The sequence below is a fragment of the Nocardia aurantia genome (assembly GCF_009604425.1).
Classification (GTDB): domain Bacteria; phylum Actinomycetota; class Actinomycetes; order Mycobacteriales; family Mycobacteriaceae; genus Nocardia; species Nocardia aurantia.
Genome location: NZ_WEGI01000010.1, coordinates 118,666 through 141,677 on the forward strand (window position 1 = coordinate 118,666; position 23,012 = coordinate 141,677).

General features: G+C 71.1%; 19 protein-coding genes. 15 read left to right on the forward strand and 4 right to left on the reverse strand.

The window, feature by feature from the left end; translation table 11 throughout:
• The first annotated feature begins 504 nt into the window (after positions 1-504).
• Positions 505-1,536, forward strand: a complete 1,032-nt coding sequence (locus NRB56_RS22770) for a Gfo/Idh/MocA family protein (RefSeq protein ID WP_319943374.1) — start codon at positions 505-507, stop codon at positions 1,534-1,536.
• Between the two features lie 3 nt (positions 1,537-1,539).
• Here the strand turns inward: NRB56_RS22770 and NRB56_RS22775 are convergent, their stop codons facing one another.
• Both NRB56_RS22775 and NRB56_RS22780 read right to left on the reverse strand, forming a co-directional pair.
• Positions 1,540-1,863 (reverse strand): hypothetical protein, encoded by a 324-nt coding sequence (locus tag NRB56_RS22775; protein WP_153345485.1) that lies wholly within the window; start codon positions 1,861-1,863, stop codon positions 1,540-1,542.
• Between the two features lie 31 nt (positions 1,864-1,894).
• Positions 1,895-2,548: a helix-turn-helix domain-containing protein gene (locus NRB56_RS22780; protein WP_319943375.1), complete on the reverse strand. Its 654-nt coding sequence runs from the start codon at positions 2,546-2,548 to the stop codon at positions 1,895-1,897.
• A 141-nt stretch (positions 2,549-2,689) separates the two neighbouring features.
• On the opposite strand from NRB56_RS22780, the gene NRB56_RS22785 reads away from it, so the two are divergent.
• Entirely contained in the window at positions 2,690-3,550 is an 861-nt protein-coding gene (locus NRB56_RS22785) for an SDR family NAD(P)-dependent oxidoreductase (RefSeq protein ID WP_319943376.1), read from the forward strand.
• Between the two features lie 49 nt (positions 3,551-3,599).
• The gene (locus tag NRB56_RS22790; RefSeq protein ID WP_319943377.1) at positions 3,600-4,367 is read left to right on the forward strand and encodes an alpha/beta fold hydrolase; all 768 of its coding nucleotides are present in this window, start codon (positions 3,600-3,602) and stop codon (positions 4,365-4,367) included.
• Positions 4,368-4,375: 8 nt separating this feature from the next.
• Here NRB56_RS22790 and NRB56_RS22795 read toward each other — a convergent pair whose 3' ends face one another.
• Entirely contained in the window at positions 4,376-6,160 is a 1,785-nt protein-coding gene (locus NRB56_RS22795; protein ID WP_194290950.1) for a serine/threonine protein kinase PknE, read from the reverse strand.
• A 367-nt stretch (positions 6,161-6,527) separates the two neighbouring features.
• Between NRB56_RS22795 and NRB56_RS22800 the strand changes: the two genes are divergently transcribed.
• The gene (locus NRB56_RS22800) at positions 6,528-8,819 is read left to right on the forward strand and encodes a RelA/SpoT family protein (RefSeq protein ID WP_406603524.1); all 2,292 of its coding nucleotides are present in this window, start codon (positions 6,528-6,530) and stop codon (positions 8,817-8,819) included.
• Positions 8,820-8,822: 3 nt separating this feature from the next.
• Here the strand turns inward: NRB56_RS22800 and NRB56_RS22805 are convergent, their stop codons facing one another.
• A complete protein-coding gene (locus NRB56_RS22805) occupies positions 8,823-9,701 on the reverse strand; it encodes a DMT family transporter (protein ID WP_319943378.1) in 879 nt (292 codons plus the stop codon).
• 723 nt (positions 9,702-10,424) lie between these two features.
• Between NRB56_RS22805 and NRB56_RS22810 the strand changes: the two genes are divergently transcribed.
• The 11 genes from NRB56_RS22810 to NRB56_RS22860 all read left to right on the forward strand — a co-directional run bounded on the left by NRB56_RS22810 (position 10,425) and on the right by NRB56_RS22860 (position 23,000).
• Positions 10,425-11,456: a hypothetical protein gene (locus tag NRB56_RS22810; protein ID WP_153345495.1), complete on the forward strand. Its 1,032-nt coding sequence runs from the start codon at positions 10,425-10,427 to the stop codon at positions 11,454-11,456.
• A gap of 16 nt (positions 11,457-11,472) precedes the next feature.
• Positions 11,473-12,333, forward strand: a complete 861-nt coding sequence (locus NRB56_RS22815; protein WP_153345497.1) for a MinD/ParA family ATP-binding protein — start codon at positions 11,473-11,475, stop codon at positions 12,331-12,333.
• The gene (locus NRB56_RS22820; protein ID WP_406603517.1) at positions 12,330-12,980 is read left to right on the forward strand and encodes a P-loop NTPase family protein; all 651 of its coding nucleotides are present in this window, start codon (positions 12,330-12,332) and stop codon (positions 12,978-12,980) included. Before NRB56_RS22815 ends, NRB56_RS22820 begins: the two co-directional genes overlap by 4 nt.
• Positions 12,977-13,273, forward strand: coding sequence for a hypothetical protein (locus NRB56_RS22825; RefSeq protein WP_153345499.1), 297 nt, complete (start codon positions 12,977-12,979; stop codon positions 13,271-13,273). Before NRB56_RS22820 ends, NRB56_RS22825 begins: the two co-directional genes overlap by 4 nt.
• A gap of 11 nt (positions 13,274-13,284) precedes the next feature.
• A complete protein-coding gene (locus NRB56_RS22830) occupies positions 13,285-13,533 on the forward strand; it encodes a hypothetical protein (protein ID WP_153345501.1) in 249 nt (82 codons plus the stop codon).
• Positions 13,534-13,552: 19 nt separating this feature from the next.
• Positions 13,553-14,389 (forward strand): hypothetical protein, encoded by an 837-nt coding sequence (locus tag NRB56_RS22835; protein WP_153345503.1) that lies wholly within the window; start codon positions 13,553-13,555, stop codon positions 14,387-14,389.
• An 11-nt stretch (positions 14,390-14,400) separates the two neighbouring features.
• Positions 14,401-15,882, forward strand: coding sequence for a hypothetical protein (locus tag NRB56_RS22840; RefSeq protein WP_194290951.1), 1,482 nt, complete (start codon positions 14,401-14,403; stop codon positions 15,880-15,882).
• Entirely contained in the window at positions 15,879-17,369 is a 1,491-nt protein-coding gene (locus tag NRB56_RS22845; RefSeq protein ID WP_153345505.1) for an SCO6880 family protein, read from the forward strand. The genes NRB56_RS22840 and NRB56_RS22845 overlap by 4 nt, the downstream gene beginning before the upstream one ends.
• Positions 17,370-17,375: 6 nt before the next feature.
• Positions 17,376-20,807 (forward strand): hypothetical protein, encoded by a 3,432-nt coding sequence (locus NRB56_RS39190; protein ID WP_227838219.1) that lies wholly within the window; start codon positions 17,376-17,378, stop codon positions 20,805-20,807.
• Positions 20,804-21,112, forward strand: coding sequence for a transposase (locus NRB56_RS22855; RefSeq protein WP_153345507.1), 309 nt, complete (start codon positions 20,804-20,806; stop codon positions 21,110-21,112). The genes NRB56_RS39190 and NRB56_RS22855 overlap by 4 nt, the downstream gene beginning before the upstream one ends.
• Positions 21,113-21,320: 208 nt before the next feature.
• The gene (locus NRB56_RS22860; protein ID WP_319943379.1) at positions 21,321-23,000 is read left to right on the forward strand and encodes a peptidoglycan DD-metalloendopeptidase family protein; all 1,680 of its coding nucleotides are present in this window, start codon (positions 21,321-21,323) and stop codon (positions 22,998-23,000) included.
• The last annotated feature ends 12 nt before the right edge of the window (positions 23,001-23,012 follow it).

A 23,012-nucleotide genomic window follows, 5' to 3' on the forward strand; every position in this document is an offset into this window, starting at 1 on the left:
GGGCGCGGAGATGTTGCGCTGTAGGGTGACGCTGCGTTGCGGGGCGCGGAGATGTTGCGCTGTAGGGCGCCGCTGCGTTGCGGGGCGCGGAGATGTTGCGCTGTAGGGTGACGCTGCGTTGCGGGGCGCGGAGATGTTGCGCTGTAGGGCGCCGCTGCGTTGCGGGGCGCGGAGATGTTGCGCTGTAGGGCGCCGCTGCGTTGCGGGGCGCGGAGATGTTGCGCTGTAGGGCGCCGCTGTGCTGCGGGGCGCGGAGATGTTGCGCTGTAAGGCGCCGCTGCACTCCGGGGCGCGGAGATGTTGCGGGGCGGGGCGCTGCGCTGCGGGGGAGGAACTGGAGTGTTGGAGGCCGGGGGTCCGATTGCTGCGCGGCCGGCGGGGACGGCTGCTCTATAGTGCGAATTCGTGGCCGCCGCCGGTTACGGCGGGCGCCGGAACCGGGTGGTCGCGATCTCGGTGCGGCGTGCCCGAGGATGAGCTGACCATCGGTGAAAGGGCTTGCGCGTGACGCACATTCGGGTGGGTGTGATCGGATACGGTCTGGCCGGCGCGGTGTTCCACGCCCCGCTGATCGCCGCCGAACCGCGGATGCGGGTGGCCGCGGTGGTGACCTCCTCGGCCGAGCGCGCGGCCGCGGCGCGGCGCGAACATCCGGACGTGTGGGTCGCGGCGTCGGCGGAGGAGTTGCTCGCCGATCCGGGCCGGATCGATCTGGTAGTGGTCGCCACCCCCAACACGACGCACGCGCCGATCGCCCGGCAGGCGATCGAGGCCGGCCTGCCGGTGGTGGTGGACAAGCCGTTCACGGTCACCACCGCCGAGGCGCGTGCGCTGATCGCTGCCGCCGACGCGGCGGGCGTCGCCCTGTCGGTGTTCCAGAATCGCCGCTGGGACAGCGACTTCCGTACCGTGCGCCGGCTGGTCGAGGACGGTCGCCTGGGCGAGGTGCGGCGGTTCGAATCCCGGATGGAGCGCTGGCGGCCGGTGGTGAAGGGCGGGTGGCGCGAGGTGGGTGGCGCCGCCGAGGGCGCGGGTTACCTCTACGATCTCGGCAGTCATCTGGTGGATCAGGCGCTCACGCTGTTCGGGCCGGTCACCGACGTCTACTGCGAACTCGACCGCCGGCGGCCCGGTGTGGCGGCCGACGACGACGCCTTCCTCGCGCTCACCCACGCCGGCGGGGTCCGATCCCAGCTGTGGATGAGTGCTGTTGCCGGACAAGCCGGTCCGCGATTCCGGGTGCTGGGGTCCGAGAACGCCTATGTCGTCGAAGGTCTCGATCCGCAGGAGGCCGACCTGCGGGCGGGACGCCGCCCCGGGGACGGAAAGCCTTGGGGCACAGTCGAATCCGCACAGTGGGGACGGCTCGGTACCGAGGATCACGTCGAGCCGCTCCGCACCGAACCCGGTGACTATCCCGCCTTCTATCGGGCGATGGCGGACGCGCTGTGTGACGGCGCTCCCGTCCCGGTCGATCCCCGGGACGCGCTCGAGACCCTGACGGTGCTGGAGACGGCGCGCGAGCGAGCCCGGTGAGGATCACCCGCAGCAGAACGGATTGTCGCAGGGGTCGCCGATCTCGCTGCCGTAGGCGACGAAGGTCCGGATCGGCCCGAGAATCCGGCCGACCGTGACGATGTCGAGAACCCCGGCGGAGCGGGCGGCGGGCTCACCCCATTCCGGCGGCGCGTCATCGATGTCGAAGGCCCGCTCGCCGTCGATGAACAGCGTCCAGAGCGGGTGATCGGGAAAGCAGTTGATCCGCAGCACCCACCAGTGGCCGTCGACCAGCGCGACGCTCGGGAAGTTCGGATCCCGGGTCCGCTGCCACCGGGGACGCGCGCGCAGCGCCGGGTGCGACATCCTGCCAGTGTGCCGCGCCGGCGGCGCGATGTCAGTCCGCGGCGGTGTGCGTCACGCCGGTCAGGACCACCCGCGTGCGGTCGCGGAGGGTGCGGTGCAACCACGTCCGGGGGCGGTCGCTCGCGCCCCAGCGGATGATCGCCTCCATCGTCACGGCGGTGAGCATCGCGGCCGTTTCCTCCGCGTCGATCGCGGCGGCCAGATCGCCGGTCCCTTTGCCGTAGTCGACCAGGGCCCGGAAGGCGGCGCCGAGCCGGGGCCCGGCCAGAGTGACGTCGCCGCTTCGGGATTCGTAGCCGAGCAGGCCCGCCTTGACCGCGGCGGCCCGGGGACCGCGGGCGATCCGGTCGGCCGTGGCGGCCATGACCTGTTCGGTCAGTGTGTGCAGCGGGACGCCCTCGCGGATCCCGGCCTCGATGCGGTCGAGCATGGCGTGGGCCGTCGCACCGGCCATCTCCCGGAGGATGTCCTCCTTGCCCGCGAAATGGAAGTAGAAGGTGCCCTTGCTGACTCCCGCGGCGCGCGCGATGTCCGCCGCCGAACTGGCCTCGTACGCCTGATCGAAATCTCCCTCGGCCCACAGCCGCAGGGCGGCGCGGACGAGGGCCTGCCGGGTCTCCCGCGAGCGGGTGTTGCCCAGCGTGGCGCGCTGGCGCGGCTGGGCGGCAGGTCGGGCGGGCGGCACCAGCGCAATGATACGCAGTCCCGCGCGGCCGGCGGCGCCACCGGCCGCGGGCGAATCGGTCCGAAGTCTTCCGGGGGAGCGGCGCCGTCGCTACAGTAGTTTTTGAACTCAGTTCAAAAACATGGGAAAGGTCGGTGCGCCGTGGAGCGACAACAGGAACTGGATCTGGCCGGGAAGGTCGTGCTCGTCACCGGGGCGAGCCGGGGTATCGGCCGCCAGGCCGCCCTCGACTTCGCGCGCCGGGGTGCGCGGCTGGTGCTGGCCGCGCGTACCACCGAAACCGGGGGCACCCTCCCCGGCACCGTGCACGAAACCCTTACGCAGATCGAGGAATTGGGCGCCGAGGGAATCGCGGTGCCGACCGATCTGGCCGACGAGGCGGCCCTGGGTGGGCTGGTGGCGGCCGCGGTCGACCGGTTCGGTGGGGTGGACATCCTGGTCAACAACGCCGCGGCCACCGCCGGCGAGTTCTGGTCGACCCCGTTCCTGGAGCTGTCGCGCGCGGACTGGCTCTACCAGTTCGATGTGAACGTGCACGCGCCGTTCACGCTCATGCAGTTGGTGACCCCGATCATGCGGGCCCGCGGTGGTGGCCGCATCCTCAACGTCACCACCGGCAGCGGCGAGGTGTTCCGGCTGCCGGAGGAGCCGCCGAAACTCGAGAAGGTCGGCGACTTCAGCCTCGCCGTGCCGGGTTACTACGCCAGCAAGCGGGCCCTGGACCGGCTCGGCAACGTCCTGGCTCCCGAACTCGCGCAATGGAACATCGCCGTCATCGGCCTGATGCCGGGCCTGGTGGCCACCGAGATCGTCGAGTGGCGCGCCCGCGAATCGGGTCTCGACACCAGTGTGGCGGTACCGATGTCGGTTCCCGCCCGGGTGCTGACGTACTTCGCCGCGTGCGCGAATCCGATGGAATACTCCGGCCGGTTGTTCTGGGCGCAGCGCGAACTCGAGGATCTGGCGCTCGAGCCGGACGACGCGCCGACCGTCTCCGCCTGATCCGGGACCGGCGATGCGAGGGACCGGCGGGCGGTATGGTTCGGATCCGGTGGACGAGGAGGTGGCCGTGGCCGATTGGGGCGAACTCGAATCCGGCGACATGGCATCGGTTTTCGTCGGCAGCGGCGACATCGCACTGCACGTGCTGGACAACCACCGGGAATCGGCCCGGCCGCCGGTCCTCGTGATTCCCGGAATGGGTGAACACGCAACGGAATACGGCTGGTTGTCGGGACGGCTGCGCGGCCGCCGGGTTGTCGTCGTGGATGTGCGCGGCCGGGGCCGCAGCGACGCGCCGGCCACCGGATACGCGTGGGCGGACCACATCGGCGATCTCCGCGCGGTGGCCGACACGCTCGGGCTGCGCCGGCCGGTCCTGGTGGCGTTCTCCCGCGGTTCGTCCTATGCCCTCGGTTACGCGCTGGAACGCCCGGACGCCGTGGCGGGCCTGGTCGTCGGCGACTATCAGGCCCGCCACGTCGGTTTGCCCGAATCGGTCGTGGAACACCAACTGCGCATGCGGATCCGGGGCCGGACGGTCGCCGACCGCATGCCGGAGCACGTGGTCCGGGCGGTCGCGGCCGAGAGCGTGGAGGTGCCGCTGTGGGATCGGCTGACCGAACTCCGTTGTCCCGTCCTGGTTCTGCGCGGTGACCGGCCGAGCACGATCGTGACCGACGACCTCGCGGACCGCTGGCGGGCCGCCCTGCCGTCGGTCGAGATCGCGACCGTCACCGGCGCCGGGCACGACCTGTGGAGCCGCGACCGCACCGGATATCTCGCCCACCTGGTGCCGTTTCTGAACCGGATCGGCTGAGCCGCAACTCAGTTCAGCCGGGTGACCCAGTCGGATCGGCCGGTGTCGACCTTCACGGTGCCCTGGAAGACCGCGGGGGTGGAGAAGCCGGCCGGTTCGAGCTGATCGAGTTTGTCCTCGCCCTGGTCGGCGGTGGCGCGCGCGAGATCCATCAGCCGGCCGGAGGTGATGCAGTCGGTCGTGGCGGACGAGGCGCCGACACTGCGGGCCAGTTGGGCCAGTTCGAGATCGGTGTGATCGGTCCGGCCGTTCTCCGCCGGTTGGAAGGCCGGGGTGAACAGCCCCTGATAGGTCTTCAGATACACCATGGCGTCACCGGATTGGGCCACACAGCGGGTGGCGGCGACGGCGCGGGTGGAATAGTTGCGGCTGGCCGAACTGTCGTCCAGGAAATGCAGCAGATGGAATCGGACCGCGAGCCGGCCCGAGTCGATACCGCTCTGGATGTCGGGGGAGTAGTTCGTCAGGAGTTTGCCGCACGGCGGGCAGATCGGCTCGTTGAACATGTCGATCGTGGTGGGCGCGTTGGCGACTCCGATGCGGACCCCGTCGTCGAGCAACTGGATACCGGGGGTGGCGGCCGGTGGCGTGGTCGTGGTGACGGCGATCGGATCGATGTGGTGACGGCGACTGAGATATACGCCGGTGAGGACACCGCCGACGGCGAGGACCACCATCAGCATCGCGACCGCGACGATGCGACCCCGGCCGGAGCGCTGCGGCGGATAGGGTTGCGGCACAGGCGGATAGGGCGGAGGTCCGGTATGCGGACCCGGCTGGGGGCCGGGGTACGGCCCCGGCGGGATACCCGTGTGCGGCCCGGGCGGAGGGCCGGTGTGCCGGCCGGGTGGGGGACCGGTGTGCGGCCCCGGCGGGGGCACGATCGGCTGCGGCTGCGGCTGCGGCTGGGACGGAAAGGGCGGCCCCGGACGGGGATTCACCGTGGTCCGGCGTTGCGCCTCGTCCATCACCCGCGCCGCGGCTTCGGCGAGGGCGACGCAGGTGGGAAACCGGTCGGCGGGCCGCTTGGCCAGCGCGGTCGCGATCACGGCGTCGAATCCGGGCGGCAGGCCGGGACGGACGAGCGAGGGCCGCGGCGGTTGCTCGTTCAGATGGGCCGCGATCATGGCGCCCGGACTCGCGCGCGGGAAAGGCGTACTGCCGGTGAGCATCTCGTACAGGGTGCAGCCGAGCGAGTAGACGTCGGCACGGGTCTCCACCGGCTCGCCGCGCAGCCGTTCCGGTGCGACGTAGGCGAAGGAGGCGGTGGTGCCGGTCGTCGTCTCGGCCTCGTCGAAGGCGCGGGCGATGCCGAAATCGGTGAGTACCGCGCGTTCCTGGCCGCGCTCGTCCTGCTCGACCAGGATGTTCGCGGGTTTCACGTCGCGGTGCAGTACCCCGTGCTGATGCGCGTAGTCCAAACCGTATGCGGCGCCGGTGATCAGCCGCACCGCGCGCGGCGGCGGCAGCGGTCCGCCGGAGCGGGCCAGCAACTGCGCGACGTCACCGCCCGGCACGTGTTTCATGGAGATCCACAGCGTGTCGGATTCCGGGCCGCTGCGGTCGTAGACCGGCACGATGTCGGGATGGTCCAGCCGGGCCGCCAGCAGGGCCTCGCGCTCGAACCGGGCGCGTACCCGGCCGTCCTCACTGACGTTGGTGCTCAACACTTTCAGGGCGATCGACCGTTCCAGGCGCGGATGCCGCGCCAGGTACACCACCCCCATCCCGCCGACGCCGAGCACACGTTCGATGGTGTGACCGGCGAAGACCGATCCTGATTCCAATGGCATCCGCGTGACCCCTCGCCGTGCTCGCGACCCCAGCATACTGTCGGCGGTCCGGAGGCGTCAGGAGATCGGCGCCGCACCGGCGCACGCGCGGCCGATCGCCGGACGCCTGCCGCCGGCATACCGCCGAACGCCCGGTGACGACGCGGCAAACCTCAGGTGGTGGCGCGGCTCCGCGGTTGTCGCCCGGCGGGACTAAAGTTGTGGTCTGAGCAGTTGGACCGGTCGGATAGGGTGGTCCGATCGCGTCGGGAGAGGTGGTGGCATGACACAGCATCTGGAGCAGGCGAATGCCGGGCAATCGACCGGTAGTGACGCCTCCGATGCGGCTGCCGGTACCCCCGACGCGAGCGCGCCCACACCACGCAACATGCCCATGCGCCAGCCCGGCAGTCCCGCCGCCGTCCCCACCTCGGCGTCGCGGCGGGTGCGGGCCCGGCTGGCCCGCCGGATGACCGGTCAGCGCGGTATCGCGGCGGTCAAGCCGGTGCTGGAGCCGCTGGCCACCGTGCATCGTGAGCTGTACCCGAAGGCCAATCTGCAATTGCTGCAACGCGCCTTCGACGTGGCCGACGAGCGGCACGCCCATCAGTTCCGCAAGTCCGGCGATCCGTACATCACCCATCCGCTGGCGGTCGCCAACATCCTCGCCGAGCTGGGCATGGACACCACCACCCTGACCGCGGCCCTGTTGCACGACACGGTCGAGGACACCGGCTACACGCTGGAGGAGCTGACCGACGAGTTCGGTCAGGAGGTCGCGCACCTGGTCGACGGCGTCACCAAGCTGCAAAAGGTCAACCTGGGCTCCGCGGCCGAGGCCGAGACCATCCGCAAGATGATCATCGCCATGGCCCGCGATCCGCGGGTGCTGGTCATCAAGGTCGCCGACCGCCTGCACAACATGCGCACGATGCGCTTCCTGCCGCCGGAGAAGCAGGCCAAGAAGGCCCGCGAAACCCTGGAAGTCATTGCGCCGCTGGCACATCGGCTCGGTATGGCCACGGTCAAGTGGGAGCTCGAGGATCTGGCCTTCGCCATCCTGCATCCCAAGAAGTACGACGAGATCGTCCGCCTGGTGGCCGACCGCGCGCCCTCGCGCGACACCTATCTGGCCCGGGTGCGCGCGGAGATCGTCAACACGCTGCAATCGAGCCGCATCACCGCGGTGGTCGAGGGCCGCCCGAAGCACTACTGGTCGATCTACCAGAAGATGATCGTCAAGGGTAAGGACTTCGACGACATCCACGACCTGGTGGGTATCCGCATCCTCTGCGACGAGGTGCGCGACTGTTACGCCGCGGTCGGCGTGGTGCACTCGCTGTGGCAGCCGATGGCGGGCCGGTTCAAGGACTACATCGCGCAGCCGCGCTACGGGGTCTACCAGTCGCTGCACACCACCGTGGTCGGCCCGGACGGCAAGCCGCTGGAGGTGCAGATCCGCACCCAGGAGATGCACCGGACGGCCGAGTTCGGCATCGCGGCGCACTGGCGCTACAAGGAGACCAGGGGTAAGCACTCCGGCGATATCGCCGAGGTCGACGACATGGCCTGGATGCGGCAGCTGCTGGACTGGCAGCGGGAGGCCGCGGACCCGGCCGAGTTCCTGGAGTCGCTGCGTTTCGACCTGAAGTCGCCGGAGATCTTCGTGTTCACCCCGAAGGGCGATGTCATCACGCTGCCGCAGAAGTCGACCCCGGTCGATTTCGCGTACGCGGTGCACACCGAGGTCGGGCACAAGTGCATCGGCGCCCGGGTCAACGGCCGCCTGGTCGCGCTGGAACGCCAGCTGGAGAACGGCGAGGTCGTCGAGATCTTCACCTCGAAGGCCCAGAACGCCGGTCCCAGCCGCGACTGGCAGAACTTCGTGGTCTCCCCGCGGGCGAAGGCCAAGATCCGGCAGTGGTTCGCCAAGGAGCGCCGTGAGGAGGCGCTGGAGGCGGGCAAGGACGCGATCAGCAAGGAGGTCCGGCGTACCGGTCTGCCGCTGCATCGCCTGATGGGTGTCGACGCGATGACCGCGCTGGCGCACGAGCTGCACTACGCCGACATCTCGGCGCTGTATACGGCTGTCGGCGAGAGCCAGGTGTCCGCGCACCACGTGGTGCAGCGGCTGGTCACCCAACTCGGCGGCGTCGGCGACGTGGAGAACGAACTCGCCGAGCGCAGCACCCCGTCCACGCTGCCGTCGCGGCAGCGCACCCTCGGCGACGCCGGCGTGGAGATCCCGGGCGCTCCGGGCACGGTCGCCAAGCTCGCGAAGTGCTGCACCCCGGTGCCCGGCGACGAGATCATGGGTTTCGTCACCCGCGGCGGTTCGGTCAGCGTGCACCGCACCGACTGCACCAACGCCGACTCGCTGCAGTCGCAGGCCGAGCGGATCATCGAGGTCAGGTGGGCGCCGTCGCCGTCGTCGGTGTTCCTGGTGGCGATCCAGATCGAGGCGCTGGACCGCACCCGGTTGCTGTCCGACGTCACCAAGGTGCTGGCCGACGAGCGGGTGAACATCCTGTCGGCCTCGGTCATGACCTCCGGCGACCGGGTGGCGATCAGCAAGTTCACCTTCGAGATGGGCGACCCGAAACATCTGGGCCACCTGCTGAACGTGGTGCGCAACGTGGAGGGCGTCTACGACGTCTACCGCGTCACCTCGGCCGCCTGAGCGTCACGGCACCTCGGCCGGGGATTCGTCCGTGGCGTGCGCGCCGGCCTGCTCTCGGGAGAGCCGGACCGCCTCCACACACATCACCAGCACCGCGAGCACGACGAAGACGGTGCCGAGCGGCCCGCTGCGCAGCCGTTCCTGTAGCACGGTCATGCCGATGATCGCCGCGCCCAGCGGCTCGGCGACGGTGAACGCGGGGAACGAGGCCGCCAGCGGCCCGACCTGGTAGCCGCGCTGCTGCAGATACAGGCCGAGCAGGCCCGTCGCGATCACGGCGTACAACTGCCAGCCCGTCAGTACGGCCGGCAGGCCGCGATCGAACTGCTGCATGACGTACTCGGTGAGCGCCGACGAAAGTCCGAACAACAGGCCCGCCGAGGCGCCGAGCAGCAGGGCCTGGACCGCCGGAACGCGGAACGTGGACGCCACCGTGACGGCGATCCCGATCGCCGCCAGCATCAGCCCCATCGGCAGCACCCAGTGCCGCCCGGCCACGTCGGAGACGCCCTCGGTGGGGTCGCCGACGACCAGGAACACCGCGAGCGCCACCGAGAGGGCGGCGGCCTGCGCCCACATCATCGGGGTCACCCGCCGGCCGCTGTAATGCGCGGCCAGCGGCAGCGCGAACACCAGCGCGGTCACCAGGATCGGCTGCACCACCAGCACCGAGCCGAACGCGAGCGCCGCGACCTGGAAGCCGAATCCGCCGGCGTCGCCGATCAGACCGGCCCACCACCGCGGGTTGCGGATCAGCCGGGCCAGCAGCGCCTCGCCCGCGGGGACGTCGGCCGCCGCCCGCTGTTGCGCCACCGCGGCGACGGCGAACAGCAGCGCTCCGGCGAACGCGCAGGCGACGGCGATGATCGGTCGATCGTTCACCCGGCCAGTCTGCCGGGGCGCCGGTCCGCCCCTCGCGGCGCCCCCGTCGCCGCCGGCCCGGATCGGCGGCGATCCCGTGGTTGCGGTGCGCGGGGTCCGGAAACGCCGCGGGGGCACCGGGTTCGGGGATCGGGTAACCGCTACACGAGTTCTCTTCACTCCGAACGGATTACGACCGATATTCGCCGACAGTTAGCTACTCTCCCGAAATGTGCTGTGTCGAACCGGATTTCCCGATCCAGCCGGGGTGACACCCCGTCGTACGCCTGCGATCGGGCGTCTATTCTGTTACGGTCTATGGCGTTTCGGGGCTTGCGTGACGACTGCGACAACTCGAATCCACCGACCGATCGCTGCAACGGGTCGCCGCGGTTTCCGGCCCTCCGAACTGTTGACCACAACTGGTGAAGGGGGTCCGGCATGCCGGCCATGCGCGTGGGGGGTGACACGCCGACGGTGTCGGTACATGTTGCCGTGTGTCGCCATGGTGCGTACCCGGTTTTCGGAAACTCCGTTCTATCGCCCGGCGCGTCGTGTTCGCCGAACCCCTCGGGTCCGGGACAATTTCCATTCGGGAGAGGTCTCCGCGCCGCCGCCATCGCCGGCGCGCCGGGGCCGCGACCCGCCGGTTCGGTCGACTGCTACTACCCGATCTCCACGAACTGATCGCCGAGAGGGTCCGACGATGTCTGACGACGTGCCCGGTTCCGCGGGAGTGGGGGAATGTTGAAGTCGTACAAAGATCTGCGGCGCTGGTATCCGGCGATGGAGCCGCCCACCGGCGCGGCGCGGGCGGCGGGCCGGTCCGAGCGGACCGCGCCGCCCGTCCCGGTCGTCGCCGACGACGGCGCGCCACGGTTCCCGCACTACATCCGCGACACCGAACCGGAGCCGTTCGACGTCCCGTTCCCGGACCAGCCGGTCGGCAGGCGCAGCGAATTCGTCGGCGGCTGGGCCGATTGGGTGGTCGAACGCGACGAGGACGACGACGATCGCCCCGGCGCGGATCTGGTGCCGCTGTGGCGCGACGACGAGGACGACCAGGACGACGAGGAAGACACTGCCGACGGGGACGACGCGGCGGCGCGCGCCGAGGCCTCGGCCCGGGCCGACGCGGCGGCCGTCCGGCGCACATCGAACGCGCGGCGCCGCCGGGGCGCGCGGGGTCGCCGCGAGGGCCCGGGCGCGGCGACCGCGCCCCGCACGCTGCGCGACCACGTCCGGCCGAAACGGTCGCGCCGCCTTCTCACCGGCGCGGTTGCCGTGGTGTTGCTCGGTGCCCTCGGCGGGGCCGCCGTCTACGTGGTGCAGTCCGGCCGGGTGCTCGCCCGGTCGTCCGGGCCGGCCGCACCGGCCGCCGGGTCGCCCGCGGGTGCGGAGACCGCCGGTGATTGCCCGACCGAGCAGCGCCCGACGGTGATGCGGGGCACCGAGCCCGGCGGTACCGACACCGGGCCCGACGCGATCATGTGGTTCCAGCACTCCTACTACGTCGAACGTTCCGCCGAGCGGGCCTGGCGGGTGGTGGCCCCCGGTGCCGCGGTGTCGCCGGCGGCGGTGATCCAGCGCGGCATCGACTCCGTCCCGGCCGGTACCGGTTACTGCGTGTGGGTGGTCACGCTCGATGCCGCGAAGTACTCGGTGCAGGTGACCGAGCGCCGGCCCGGCGCCGCCCCGACCACCTACGACAAGCAGACCGTCACCACCACGGTCGTCGACGGCCGCACCCTGATCACGGGAATCACGGCCGGGTAAGAGGAGAGCTGGGACGATGGCAGAGGACTGGAGCCAATGGCTCGACGAGGCGCCCGGATCGGGTGAGCGGGACAGCGCGAAGGCCCCCGTGGTGCGGTTGCGCGGCCGCGACGACGATTCCGACGCCGCCGCCCGGCCCCGGCCGATCCTCGTCGTCGGCGGGTGCGGCGGCGCCGGCACGACGACGACCGCGCTCGGCATCGCCGGCGAACTGGGCGCCACCGGGGAGCAGACGGTCGCCGTCGACGCCACCGGCGCGGGCAGTGATCTGGCCCTGCGCGGCGCCGACGAACAGCTGAACCCGATCAGCCTGCAGGCCTGGCTCTACGGCCGCGGCGACGACGAACCGGCCCCGCTGAAGGAATGCCTGTCCCGGGCCACCTCCGGAATCGGCCTGCTGTGGCGCGATTCGGCCCCGCTGCGCCGCCGCGCGACCTACCTGACCGTCGCGCGCGCGATCGCCGACGCCGGCTGCACCGCGGTGTACGACGGCGGCAGCCCGATCACCGCGCGCCAGTTACGGCCACTGCTCGAGGACGCGGATATCGCTCTGGTACTGGCGATTCCGGCGCGCGCCGACGCGGCGAACCGGCTGCGGGTCACGCTGGAATGGCTCGACGACGAGTTCGGCGGGCACGCCGAGGGGCAGGGCGGCGGCATCGTGGGAGACACCACGATCGTGGTCTCGCACCAGGCGCCGGGCCCGGAATCGCCGGTCGCGGAACATTTGCGGGAACATCTCACCGGCTGGGTGCGGGATATCCGTGAGATACCGTGGGATCCGCATCTGGCCCGCGGGGAACTGGTGCGGCACAACGCACTCGCGGCGGGCACGCGCAGGGCATATCGCATGTTGCTGGCCGGGGTGGCATCATGACCGCGATCATGAATGACCGTCGCTCTCCCGAAACCCCGCCTGCGGCAGGAGTTGTCGCCCCGCCCGAGCACCGCCGCGCCCCGATGTGGGAGCGTCCGGTCCCGGGGGCCGGTCGCGCGCCGCTGGTCTGGTTGCTGGGTGTCCACGGCGGCGCCGGAACAAGTACTCTCGCACATGTGCTCGCGCCCGCGGCGGATTCGCACCGTCGCTGGCCGGGAGTGTTCGACCGCGAATCCCCCTTCGTGGTGCTGGTGGCCCGCGAGACCATCGTCGGGCTCACCCGTGCTCACGACCTGTTGCGCCAGCACCACGCCGGGCTGGCCGGACCGAGCGAGGTGCTGGGACTGATCACCGTCGCCGCGCGTCCGGGCCGCTTGCCCGTCGAGATCCGCCGTTACCGAGACGTGGTGTCCTCGCTGGCCGGCCATGTCTGGCAGGTGCCCTGGTACGAGGAATGGACCCTGGTCGAGCCGGAGCAGCTGCCGGTCTGGTCGCCCAGTGATCCTCCGCCGCAACAGAAGAAGCGCAAGCTGGATCCGCTGGAGGACGTTCCGCACGACGTGGACACCCTCGGCGCCGAAATCGTTGCCCTTATCCGGGAAAAAGTAAACGCGAGTTCGCATTTCGATGAAGAGGACACCCCATGAGTACCATCCTGGCCGCTGTGCACGAGACGTACGGCGTTGTGCTCGCCCAAGTCGGGAATCCGACCCCGGAGGCGCCGCCCGCGTCGGACAAACTGCTCAAACTGGTGCGCTACTTCACCTGGTTCGTACTCCTGTCCGGCGTGCTCGGAATCACCTACGCCGGAGGCAGGTTCGCGTGGGAGAAGTGGACCGGTGGCGGCCTGGAATCGCCGAAGATGGTGGCGGGCGCGATGATCGGGGGCATCGTCGCGACGAGTGCCGGCACGATCATGAACGCGGTGATCGGATCCTGAGGGCCACGGCGATGGTGTTTGCCTACAAGCCGATGCCGGCCGAGGTCATCGCGCCGATCATGCAGCTCATCGACTGGCTGCTGTGGTGCGTGCTGCTGTTGTGCCTGGCCTGGCTGATCATCTCGGCGGGCAAGTTGTGGTCGGCGTTCCGGGACGACATGGCGATCAACAACGCCACGCACGGCATCCTCATGAGCCTGCTCGGCGCGATCGTGGCGAGCTCGGCGAGCGCCATCGCACTGGCCTTCCTGCCCCAGTGACCGGGATCGGAGACACGACATGAGCGAGAAAGGCACGGGCCGCGCGAAAGTCGACGAGGAGCGCGGCATCTCGTTCGGGATGATCGCCTCCGGCGCGATCCTCGCGCTGATCGTGGTCGCGGGCGTGTACGTGTGGATCGGCCACGGCGGTTCGGGCCCGAAGCACGCTGAGCCCGCGCCGGCGCCGGTGGCCGGCAGCGGCGCGACCGGATTCGCCGATCCGCAGGTCGACCTGTTCGGCCGCCGGGTGGACGTCCCGAACAATCCGGACGGCCAACCGCTGCTGCAGGATTCGGCCACCCAGCACAAGCCGACCGACGGCGACTGGCTGACCGCGGCGCCGGCGGGCACGACGGATCCGCGCGGCTGGCAACGGGTGTACGGCGCGTCGGTGCCGTTCTCCACCAGCGACGGTCCCGCCCGCATCGACAACGGTCTGGCGGTCGGGTATTCGCACACCCCGCAGGGGGCCGTGCTGGCCGCCGCGCAGATCACCTACCGCTTCAACGCCCGCCCGGCCGACCGGGACCTGTACGTGCGGCAGGTGCGGGCGTCCGCGCCGCAGATCGCCGCGTACGACAAGGCCCGCACCGACGGCAAGCTGCCCGATCAGCAGCCGGAGCGGGTGACGCGATATCTGGTGGCGCCGGACGCGTTCCAGATCGAGAACTACGCCGACGACATGGCGATCGTGCGGCTGGCCGCGCGTGGGCCGATCAACGACGGCAAGCAGTTGTGGGCGGCCATCCGGCTGGTCATGGTCTGGGACGGCGGGGACTGGCGGCTCAAGCCGACCGAATCCCGCAGTGCCCAGACGGAATACGTGGATTCCCTGGCTGGGTGGACCAAATGGTGAGAGGGGCGACCATGTTGAGGCGCATCATGACGATCCTGGCGGTGGTATTCACCGTCATGGTCGCGACGCCGACGGTGGCTTACGGACAAACCTACGGTTTCGACCAGGCGTGCAACGAATTACACGACGACCTGGACGGTATCGGGGTACCGGGCATCACGCTCGGCGACGCCGCCTCCGCCGCCTGCAAGGCGGGCAACGCCGCCACCCATCCGGGTGAGGCCGCGACGGCCGTGCGGGACAAGGCCTGGGACTCCACCTTCGGCAAGGTGGTCGATTCGCTCATGAGCGGCCTCGGCCAGGCGCTGATCCTCGGGCTCACCTTCTGGATGAAGGTGCCCAACGAGCGAATAAGCGACGCGGGCAATCTGTTCCGCAAGATCAACGACTACACGTACCAGGCCCAGATACTCCTGTTGATCGTCTCGGTGATCCTCACCGGCGGCAGACTCGCCGAGGCCAGACGCGGCGCCGCCCTGAGCGAGGCGGCGGAATCGTTCCGGATGTTCGCCCGGGTGGTGTTCAGTTCGTGGATGCTCGGCGCCGTGATCGTCGCCGGGACGCAGGCCTCGGATCGCTTCTCCTCCTGGGTGATCCAGGACGCCACCAACGGCAACGCCAAGGACATCGCCGAGATGATGGTGAAAACGTCCAAGCTGCAGGCGTTCTCGCCGGGCCTGGTGTTGATCATCGCGATCGTCGGCCTGCTCGGCGCGCTGGCGCAGATCGTCCTGGCGATCGTCCGGCAGGGCATGCTGGTGGTCGCCGCCGGGGTGCTGCCGCTGGTGGCGGCCGCGGGCGGCACCAGCACGGGTAGATCGGCGTATCCCAAGCTGCTCAGCTGGATCATCGCCTTCATGCTGTGGAAACCGGTGGCGGCGATCGTGTACATGATCGCCTTCGTGACCGTCGGCTACACCGACCAGAGCAACCCGACCTCGGGTATCCCCGACGCCGATCAGGCGCAGCGGATGCTGGTGGCGCTGGTCCTGCTGGGCACTGTGGCCTTCGTGCTGCCGGCGCTGATGCGCCTGGTGACCCCGGCGGTGGCGATCGTCGGCAGCGGCGGCTCCGGCCTCAACGCCACCGGCGGCCTGCTGCTGGGCGCGGCGGCGCTGGGCGCGGTCGGCACCAAGGCCGTCGGCGTGCGCGCCGCGGCCGCGGCCGGCCAGCCCGGTTACGTCGGCGGCCGCGGTGGCGGCCCCCGGCCGCCGGGCGGCGCGGCCGGCCCGCGTGGCGGTGGCGGTCCCGGACCGGGCGTTCCGCCGCGTGGTCCCGCGGGTGGCGGGGCCGGCGCGGCCGCGCGTCCTGCCGGTGCGGCGGCCACCAGCGCAGTAGCATCCGGCGCGTCCCGGGCGATGACCCGGATCACCAGTACCGCCCGCGCCGCCGGAGCCGGCATGAACCGGGCCGACTCCTCGGCGGGCGACGTCGCCGGCGACCGCTGGGCGAACCGCGCACCCGACCTCGGTAGGAGCACCATTCCGCGATGACGACGACCGACGGGTACGAGCACCGCTCGTACGGTTTGTGGCAGAAGCCCCGCAGCGCAGGCCTTTTCGGCCTGCGGTGGGGGGAGACCGTCCTCGGCTTCGTCGTGGTGATCACCGCCCTGCTGACCGCGCTGGTGGCCGGTCCCAAACCGGCGTTCTTCGTCGCGGGTGTCGGCACGGTCGTGATGGTTCCACTGGTGTGGCGGACGGGGGGCCGCTCCGGCTACGAGACGGGATTGATGATGTTCCATTGGTTGCGGGGACGCAGCAACGGCGAGCACGTCTATCGGGGCGGCCGGTTCTCGCGCATTCCCGGTGGCGTGGCCCGGCTGCCGGGCCTGATGGCGCCGTCCAAGCTCTACGAGGGCATCGACGCGGGCGGCTACAGCTTCGGCATGATCCACCTGCCCCAATTCGCCCAGTACACCGTGGTTCTGCGGGCCTGGCCGCAGGGGCACGAGGCGGTGGACCAGCCGGTCATCGATCGCTGGGTGTCCGCCTGGGGTACCTTCCTGGCCTCGCTCGGGCAGACCTCCGACATCATCGCGGTGGTGCCGGTGATCGACACCGTGCCGGAGACCGGCAACCGGCTGCTGACCGAGGTCGCCACGATCACCCACCCGGACGCGCCCCCGCTGGCGCAGCAGGTGATGTACGAACTGGCGACCGAATTGCCGCAGGAGCGAGTGCAATTGCTGCCGCGGGTGGCGATCACGTTCAAGGCCACCACCGCCGAGCGCCGCAAGAATCCGGCCGAGGAGGCCGTCGAGATCGGCCGCCGGCTGCCCGGCATCTGCGCGGCGCTGGCCGAGGCGGGCGTCCGCTCGCAGCCGATGTCGGCCGACGAGGTGATCGCCTTCATCCGCCGCAGTTACGATCCGGCCGCACAGGCGGATCTGGAGGTCGCCGTCGGCGAGCCCGGCGGCCACGGCCTCGACTGGGCGGACGCCGGTCCGATCTCGCACGAGGAGCGCTGGGACCACTTCCTGCACGACGGTGGCCGCTCGGTCACCTGGGAGATGGACATGGCCCCCGAGGGCGCGGTCGACGAGCGGGTGCTGCAGCGGCTGCTGGCCCCGAATCCGGAGGTGCCGCGCAAGCGGATCGCCATCGTGTACCGCCCGCACTCGGCCGCCGACGCCGCCGAGATCGTCGACGACGACTACAAGAACGCGCTGGTGGCCCAGCAGAGCGAACGCGGCGTCGTCTCCGCCGCGGCCACGCTGCGGGTCGGCGCCACCCAGCAGGCCCGCGAGGAGCAGGCCCGCGGCCACGGCGTGACCCGGTTCGGCGTGCTGGTGACCATCACCGAACCCCTGCGCGGCGACCTGCCGCGCGTGGAGGCGATCACGCGCGACCTGTCGACCCAGGCGCGCTTGAGGATCCGGCGTTGCTACCGCTACCAGGCCGCCGCGTTCGCGGCGTCGCTCGGGTGCGGGGTGATCCTCCCGGAACACGCGACAATTCCCAAGGCCTTGGCGGGGTGATCGATCATGGCGAGTGAGTTCGGCGAGCCGCCGGTCCGGTACCGCGGCGAACCCCCACGCTACAGCGAACGGGTCGTCGATCCGGAGAACCCGTCGCCGCCGCGGCGCGCACCGCAGCGCGACGGCGAGGAGAGCTGGGCGATCGAGTCCTACACGCCGGGTGAGCCGCGCGCTGGACAACCCGCCGACTGGGACGACGCCCCGATCCGCCCCGCCCGGCGCCCGGCGACCGCAGCCGCCGTCGAACCCGTAGATCCCGCAACGGGTTTCGCCGTCAGCAGCGAGGCGGCCGCCGGAGACCGAGCGCGGCGCAAGCCCGCAGCACACGAGCCACCCGCCGCCTCGGCCCGCCCGCGCCGGGACGCCGGCACGCCCCCGCCTACCGGACATGCCACCATCGACGGCGAGCATCACCGCACCACCGGCACCGCCCGCGACACCGGTGAGAGTCTCACTGCACGTGGTGCTTTCGAGACGGCTACCGAGCGCAGTGCCCGTGACGGCGGCGAGAGTCATGCCGCGCGTGGTGCTTTCGACACTGGTACCGGCCGTGTGGAGCGCAGTGCCCGCGACGGCGGCGAGAGTCCCGCCGCGCGTGGTGCTTTCGAGACGGCTACCGAGCGCAGTGCCCGTGACGGCGGCGAGAGTCATGCCGCGCGTGGTGCTTTCGACACTGGTACCGGCCGTGTGGAGCGCAGTGCCCGTGACCGCGGCGCGAGTCATGCCGCGCGTGATGCTTTCGAGACGGGCGCCGACCGTGCGGATCGCAGTGCCCGTGACGGCGGTGCGAGTCCCGCCGCGCGTGATGCTTTCGACACGGGCACCGGCCGTGCGGAGCGCAGTGCCCGCGACAGTGGCGAGGGTCATGCTGCGCGGGGTGCTTTCGAGACGGGTGCCGGCCGTGTGGAGCGCAGTGCCCGTGACGGCGGCGAGGGTCATGCTGCGCGCGGTGCTTTCGAGACGGATGCCGGCCGGGCCGAGCGCGGTGCTCGTGACGGCGGTGTGAGTCCTGCTGAGCGTGGCGCTCTCGACACCGGCGCCGGGCGGGCTGCGCGTGGTGCTTTCGATACCGGTGAGAACCCGGCGGTGCGTGGTGCTTTCGGCACCGGTGCGAATGCTGTGCGCGGTGGTTCGCGATCCGGCGACGAGCCGGCCGTACGTGGTGGCTCGGGCGGTGGGGACACCCGGGCCGGGTCGCGTTCGGGCGGCACCGCCGTGGGTCGCCGCGGCTCCGCGGACCCCGATGCCCCGGCGCATCGCCGGTTGCCCGCGCGCCGCGACGACGATGGCGAGCGGGCGGCGGCGAGCGCTGACGGCCCGCGAAACACCCAGCGCCGCAAGGGTGCAGAGGAGACGGCCGACCAACGCCAGGGCCGCCGCGCCGCAGCCGGCGAAAGTTCGCGCCGTGCAACAGGTTCCGCGGGCGGGCGCGCCGGTGAGCGGCGTACCGGGCGCGGCGGCACGGGCGGGGAGGGCCGGGACACCGGCAATCGCAGCCTGCCACCGAACGTCCCACGCGTGGAGCACAAGCCCTACGGTCAGCTCGACGCCGATCCCGGCCGGAAGAAACAGGGCCGCATCGGACTTTCCGCCGGCCAGGCCGGCCGCGCGGAGGGCCGCGCCGGCCGCGACTCGGGCGCCCCGGCGCCGGGCGACCGGCCGAAACGCAAGCCCGCCAAGCAGAAGAAGCAGGGGCCGCCCCTGCTCGATGACATCACCCGTGCCCAGCTGGAGGCCGTGGCCCGCGAGCGCAGCGGTCTGCGGGCGGGCTGGGCGGCGTTCCGGCTCCGCACCGACGATCTGCGCCGGGTCAACGCGCTGGCCCGCACCGAGGCCGTGGTCGAGGACGACTTCGACCGGGAGACACTGCAACTCACCGATCGCGGTTACACCGGCGAGGGCGGCGGCCGGATGAACGTGGTCGGCCGCCCGGTCGAGTATCGCGCTACCACCGCGCAGGTCGCGGGCCTGTGGCCGTGGTCGGTCGGCGCCGGCGCGCCGCTGATCGGCACCCCGCTCGGCTCCCATCTGCACACCGGCGCGCCGGTCTGCTTCGATCCGATGAACTGGTTCATGCGCGGCAGTTTCATCACCGCGCCGAGCCTGTTCGTGCTGGGACTCAACGGTTTCGGCAAATCGTCGCTGGTGCGCCGGATCGTGCTCGGCGGTGTCGCGCAGGGCATCACGCCGCTGATCCTTGCCGACGTCAAACCCGACTACCGGCGCCTGGTGGAGATGGTCGGCGGCCAGGTCATCGACCTCGGTTACGGGCACGGCAAGGTCAATCCGCTGGCCGCGGGCGTACTCGGCTCCATCGTGCCGATGCTGGACGACCTTCCCGCGTTGCAGGTCCAGGTGATTCAGGAATTGCGCGCCCGCCAGGTCACCCTGGTCGCGGGCCTGGTGGAACTGGTGCGCGGTGCCCGGGTCGCCGATTTCGAGGAGACCCTGATCTCCACCGCCCTGCGCATCCTCTACCGTGAGGGCAGCGGCTACACCCCGGACCGGCCGCCGATCATGGAACACCTGCTCGAGGTGATCATCGACGGCGGCGACGAGTTGATGCTCGACGCGGGCGCCGACAATCCGGACGAGTACCAGGAAGCCATCAAGAACCTGCGGCGGTCGCTGCGCGCGCTCACCCAGGGTCCGTTCGGGGCGGTGTTCAACGGGCAGACCACGACGCCGATCGATACGTCGGCGGTCGCGGTGTGCATCGACGTCTCGCACATCCCCAGCGGCGACAAGAAGCTGAAAGCCGCCGTGATGCTGGCCTGCTGGGCCGACGGTTTCGCCTCGGTGGAGGCCGCGCACGTGCTCGCCGACGCCGATATGGGCCCGCAGCGCTACTTCCAGGTCGTGATGGACGAGCTGTGGCAGGTGCTCGGGCTGGGCGACTTCATGGTCGACCGCGTCGACGAGCTGACCCGTCTGCAGCGCGCGATCGCCACTTCGCTGATCATGATCAGCCACACCATCAAGGATCTGCAGTCGCTCGGCTCGGAGGCCGCGATCGCGAAGGCGCTCGGCTTCCTGGAACGCGCGCGCGCCAAGATCTTCGGCGCGCTGCCGCCCGAGGAGATCAAGCGCCTCGACTCGACGGTGCCGTTCACCTCCGCGGAGGAGGAGATGGTCACCGGATGGTCCGCGCCGCAGGCGTTGACGGGTGAGGCCCTCAAACCGGGCCAGGCCCGGCCGCCGGCGCCCGGCACCGGCAAATTCCTGTTGAAGGTCGGCGAGGATCGGCGGCCGGGGATCCCGTTCCACATGGAGTTCACCCCCTCCGAGCAGGAGAGCGGAATCCACGAGACCAATCAGCGGTTCAGCGAGTTCGGCGGAACCGGTGAGAGTCTCGTCGATTACGGGGTGGACGGTGAACCCACCGGCGGGGACGACGGCACGGCAGGCCCCGGCGGAGACGAGGGGAACGTCGCATGATGCCGCACAGATCCTATCGAAGAGTGTCGCCGCGGGTCCGGGAGGCGGCGGTCGAACAGGTGCTCGCGCTGACCGGAACGCTGCGCAGCGAATCGGAGGCGTGCCGCGTGGTGGCCGAACAGATCGGCGTGCACACCAATTCCGTGCGCAACTGGGTCCGGGCCGCGGAGGAGCCGGGCCTGGACCGGATGGACGCCGCGGCGTTACGGCGCAAGGTGGCGTTGTTGCAGCAGCAACTGGCGGCCGCCGCCGAGATGAACCGCACCCTCGTCGAATCCCTGAACGAAGCCGAACACCACACATGATCCGTGCGACCCGCACCGTGACTATTCGTGCGACCCGGACAGGGACGATCCGTGCGGCCCGCACAGGGGCAATCCGTGCAACCCACGCTGCAACCCGGACCGCGACAATCTGTGCGACCCCTACCGCGACAATCCGTGCGTTCCGCAGCGGGGCCGATCCGGTCGCCTCTCGCGCGGTGATCCGCCGTGCCGACTCGCCGGGGGCGCGGTGAGCGCGAAATCGCTGCTGTGGATCGGCATGGGCACCGTGGTCGCGCTCATCGTCCTCGTCGTGGTGATCGTGCTGCCCGCGGTCGAGGACCAGTGCGCCGACCAGCCGACGGTCACCCCCACCACCGCGCAGCCGTCGGGGGGCACGCCGTCGTCCGTGCGCGCCGAGGGCTCCGGGACCGCCACCGCCCCGAGCGCCCCCGCGCCCGGCGTCGCGAATGTGCCTGCGGCGGCGACGAATTCGGCGATCACCCGGACCGCCGCGGCGGCCTCCGGCCTGGGCCCGATCCGGCGCAGCTGGCCGCTGCCGCAGGGCTCGTTCTTCATCTCCGATCCGTTCGGCGCGCGCGGCGGAACCCATCTCGGGGTCGACCTGGCCGCCCCGGACGGCACCCCGATCTATTCGGTCGCCGACGGCACCGTGGTGGCGGCGGGCGCCGCGACCGGCTTCGGCAACTGGATCGTGATCGACTCGGTGGACGTCAACGGCCGGCCGTTCTCCGCGGTGTACGGGCACGAGTGGGACAGCGGGGTCCGGGTGCGCGCCGGGCAGCAGGTGCACGCCGGCGAACTGATCGGCACGGTCGGCTCGGCGGGTGAATCCACCGGCGCCCATTTGCATTTCGAGATCGTGCCGGGTGGCCGGTTCGCCGGCGGGCACCAGATCGATCCGCTGCCGTGGCTGGACGGCGCACCCACGCCGGAGTCGTCGGGCGCCTGGCCGTTCTCGGCGAACCCGTTGTGCGCCCGTGGTTTCGGCACCGCCGGTGGCGCGCTCGCCGCGGGCAAGGTGCCCCCGGAACTGGAGCTGTGGTATCGGCGGGCCGGATCGCTGTGCCCCGAGATCACGCCCTCGATCCTGGCCGCCCAGGGCCGGCAGGAGTCCGGCTTCCGGCGCGGGCTGACCTCCCCGGCCGGTGCGCAGGGTCTGGCCCAGTTCCTGCCCGGCACCGCGATGTCCATCGATCCCGACGACGGCAAGCCGTATCTGCTCGACGTCGAGGGCAACGGCACCGCGAGCCTCTGGGACGACGGCGACGCGATCATCGCGCAGGGCCGGTACATGTGCTCGCTGGCGCACCGCATCGAGCACTGGATCGGTGAGGGCAAGGTGCACGGCGACGTGGTGCCGCTGGCGCTGGCGGCCTACAACGCGGGCGAGGGGGCGGTGCTGGCCTCCGGCGGAATGCCGAACCAGGTGCCCGCGCACCTCTCCGAGACCCAGCCCTACGTGGCGAACATCCTCGCGATGGAGCCGCAGTACCGGGCGCCGGGATCGATGGGCCGGTTCGAGCCGGACGGCCGGTCCGGCGGCCAGGAGATCCTGGCGGCCGCGCAACAGTATCTGGGCACCCCGTACGTCTGGGGCGGCGGCGGCCCGGAGGGACCGACCGGCGGCGGGCTGGACGGGCCGGGCCTCACCTCGGCGGCGGTCTTCGCCGCCTCGGCCGGCACGGTCACGCTGCCGCGGACCGCCGAACAGCAGTGGGAGGCAGGCGGAGAGGTGCCGATGAGCCGTGCGCAGCCGGGCGATCTGGTGTTCTCGCGGTTCGGGAGACGCGGCCCGGCGGAGGTCGGCGTGTACGTCGGTGAGGGCATGATGATCCGGTCCGCGGACCCCTCCGGCGTGAGCGAGGTTCCGGTGCCCGGCGACGCGCGATTGCGGAGGATGCTGTGAGGTGTCGGTCCG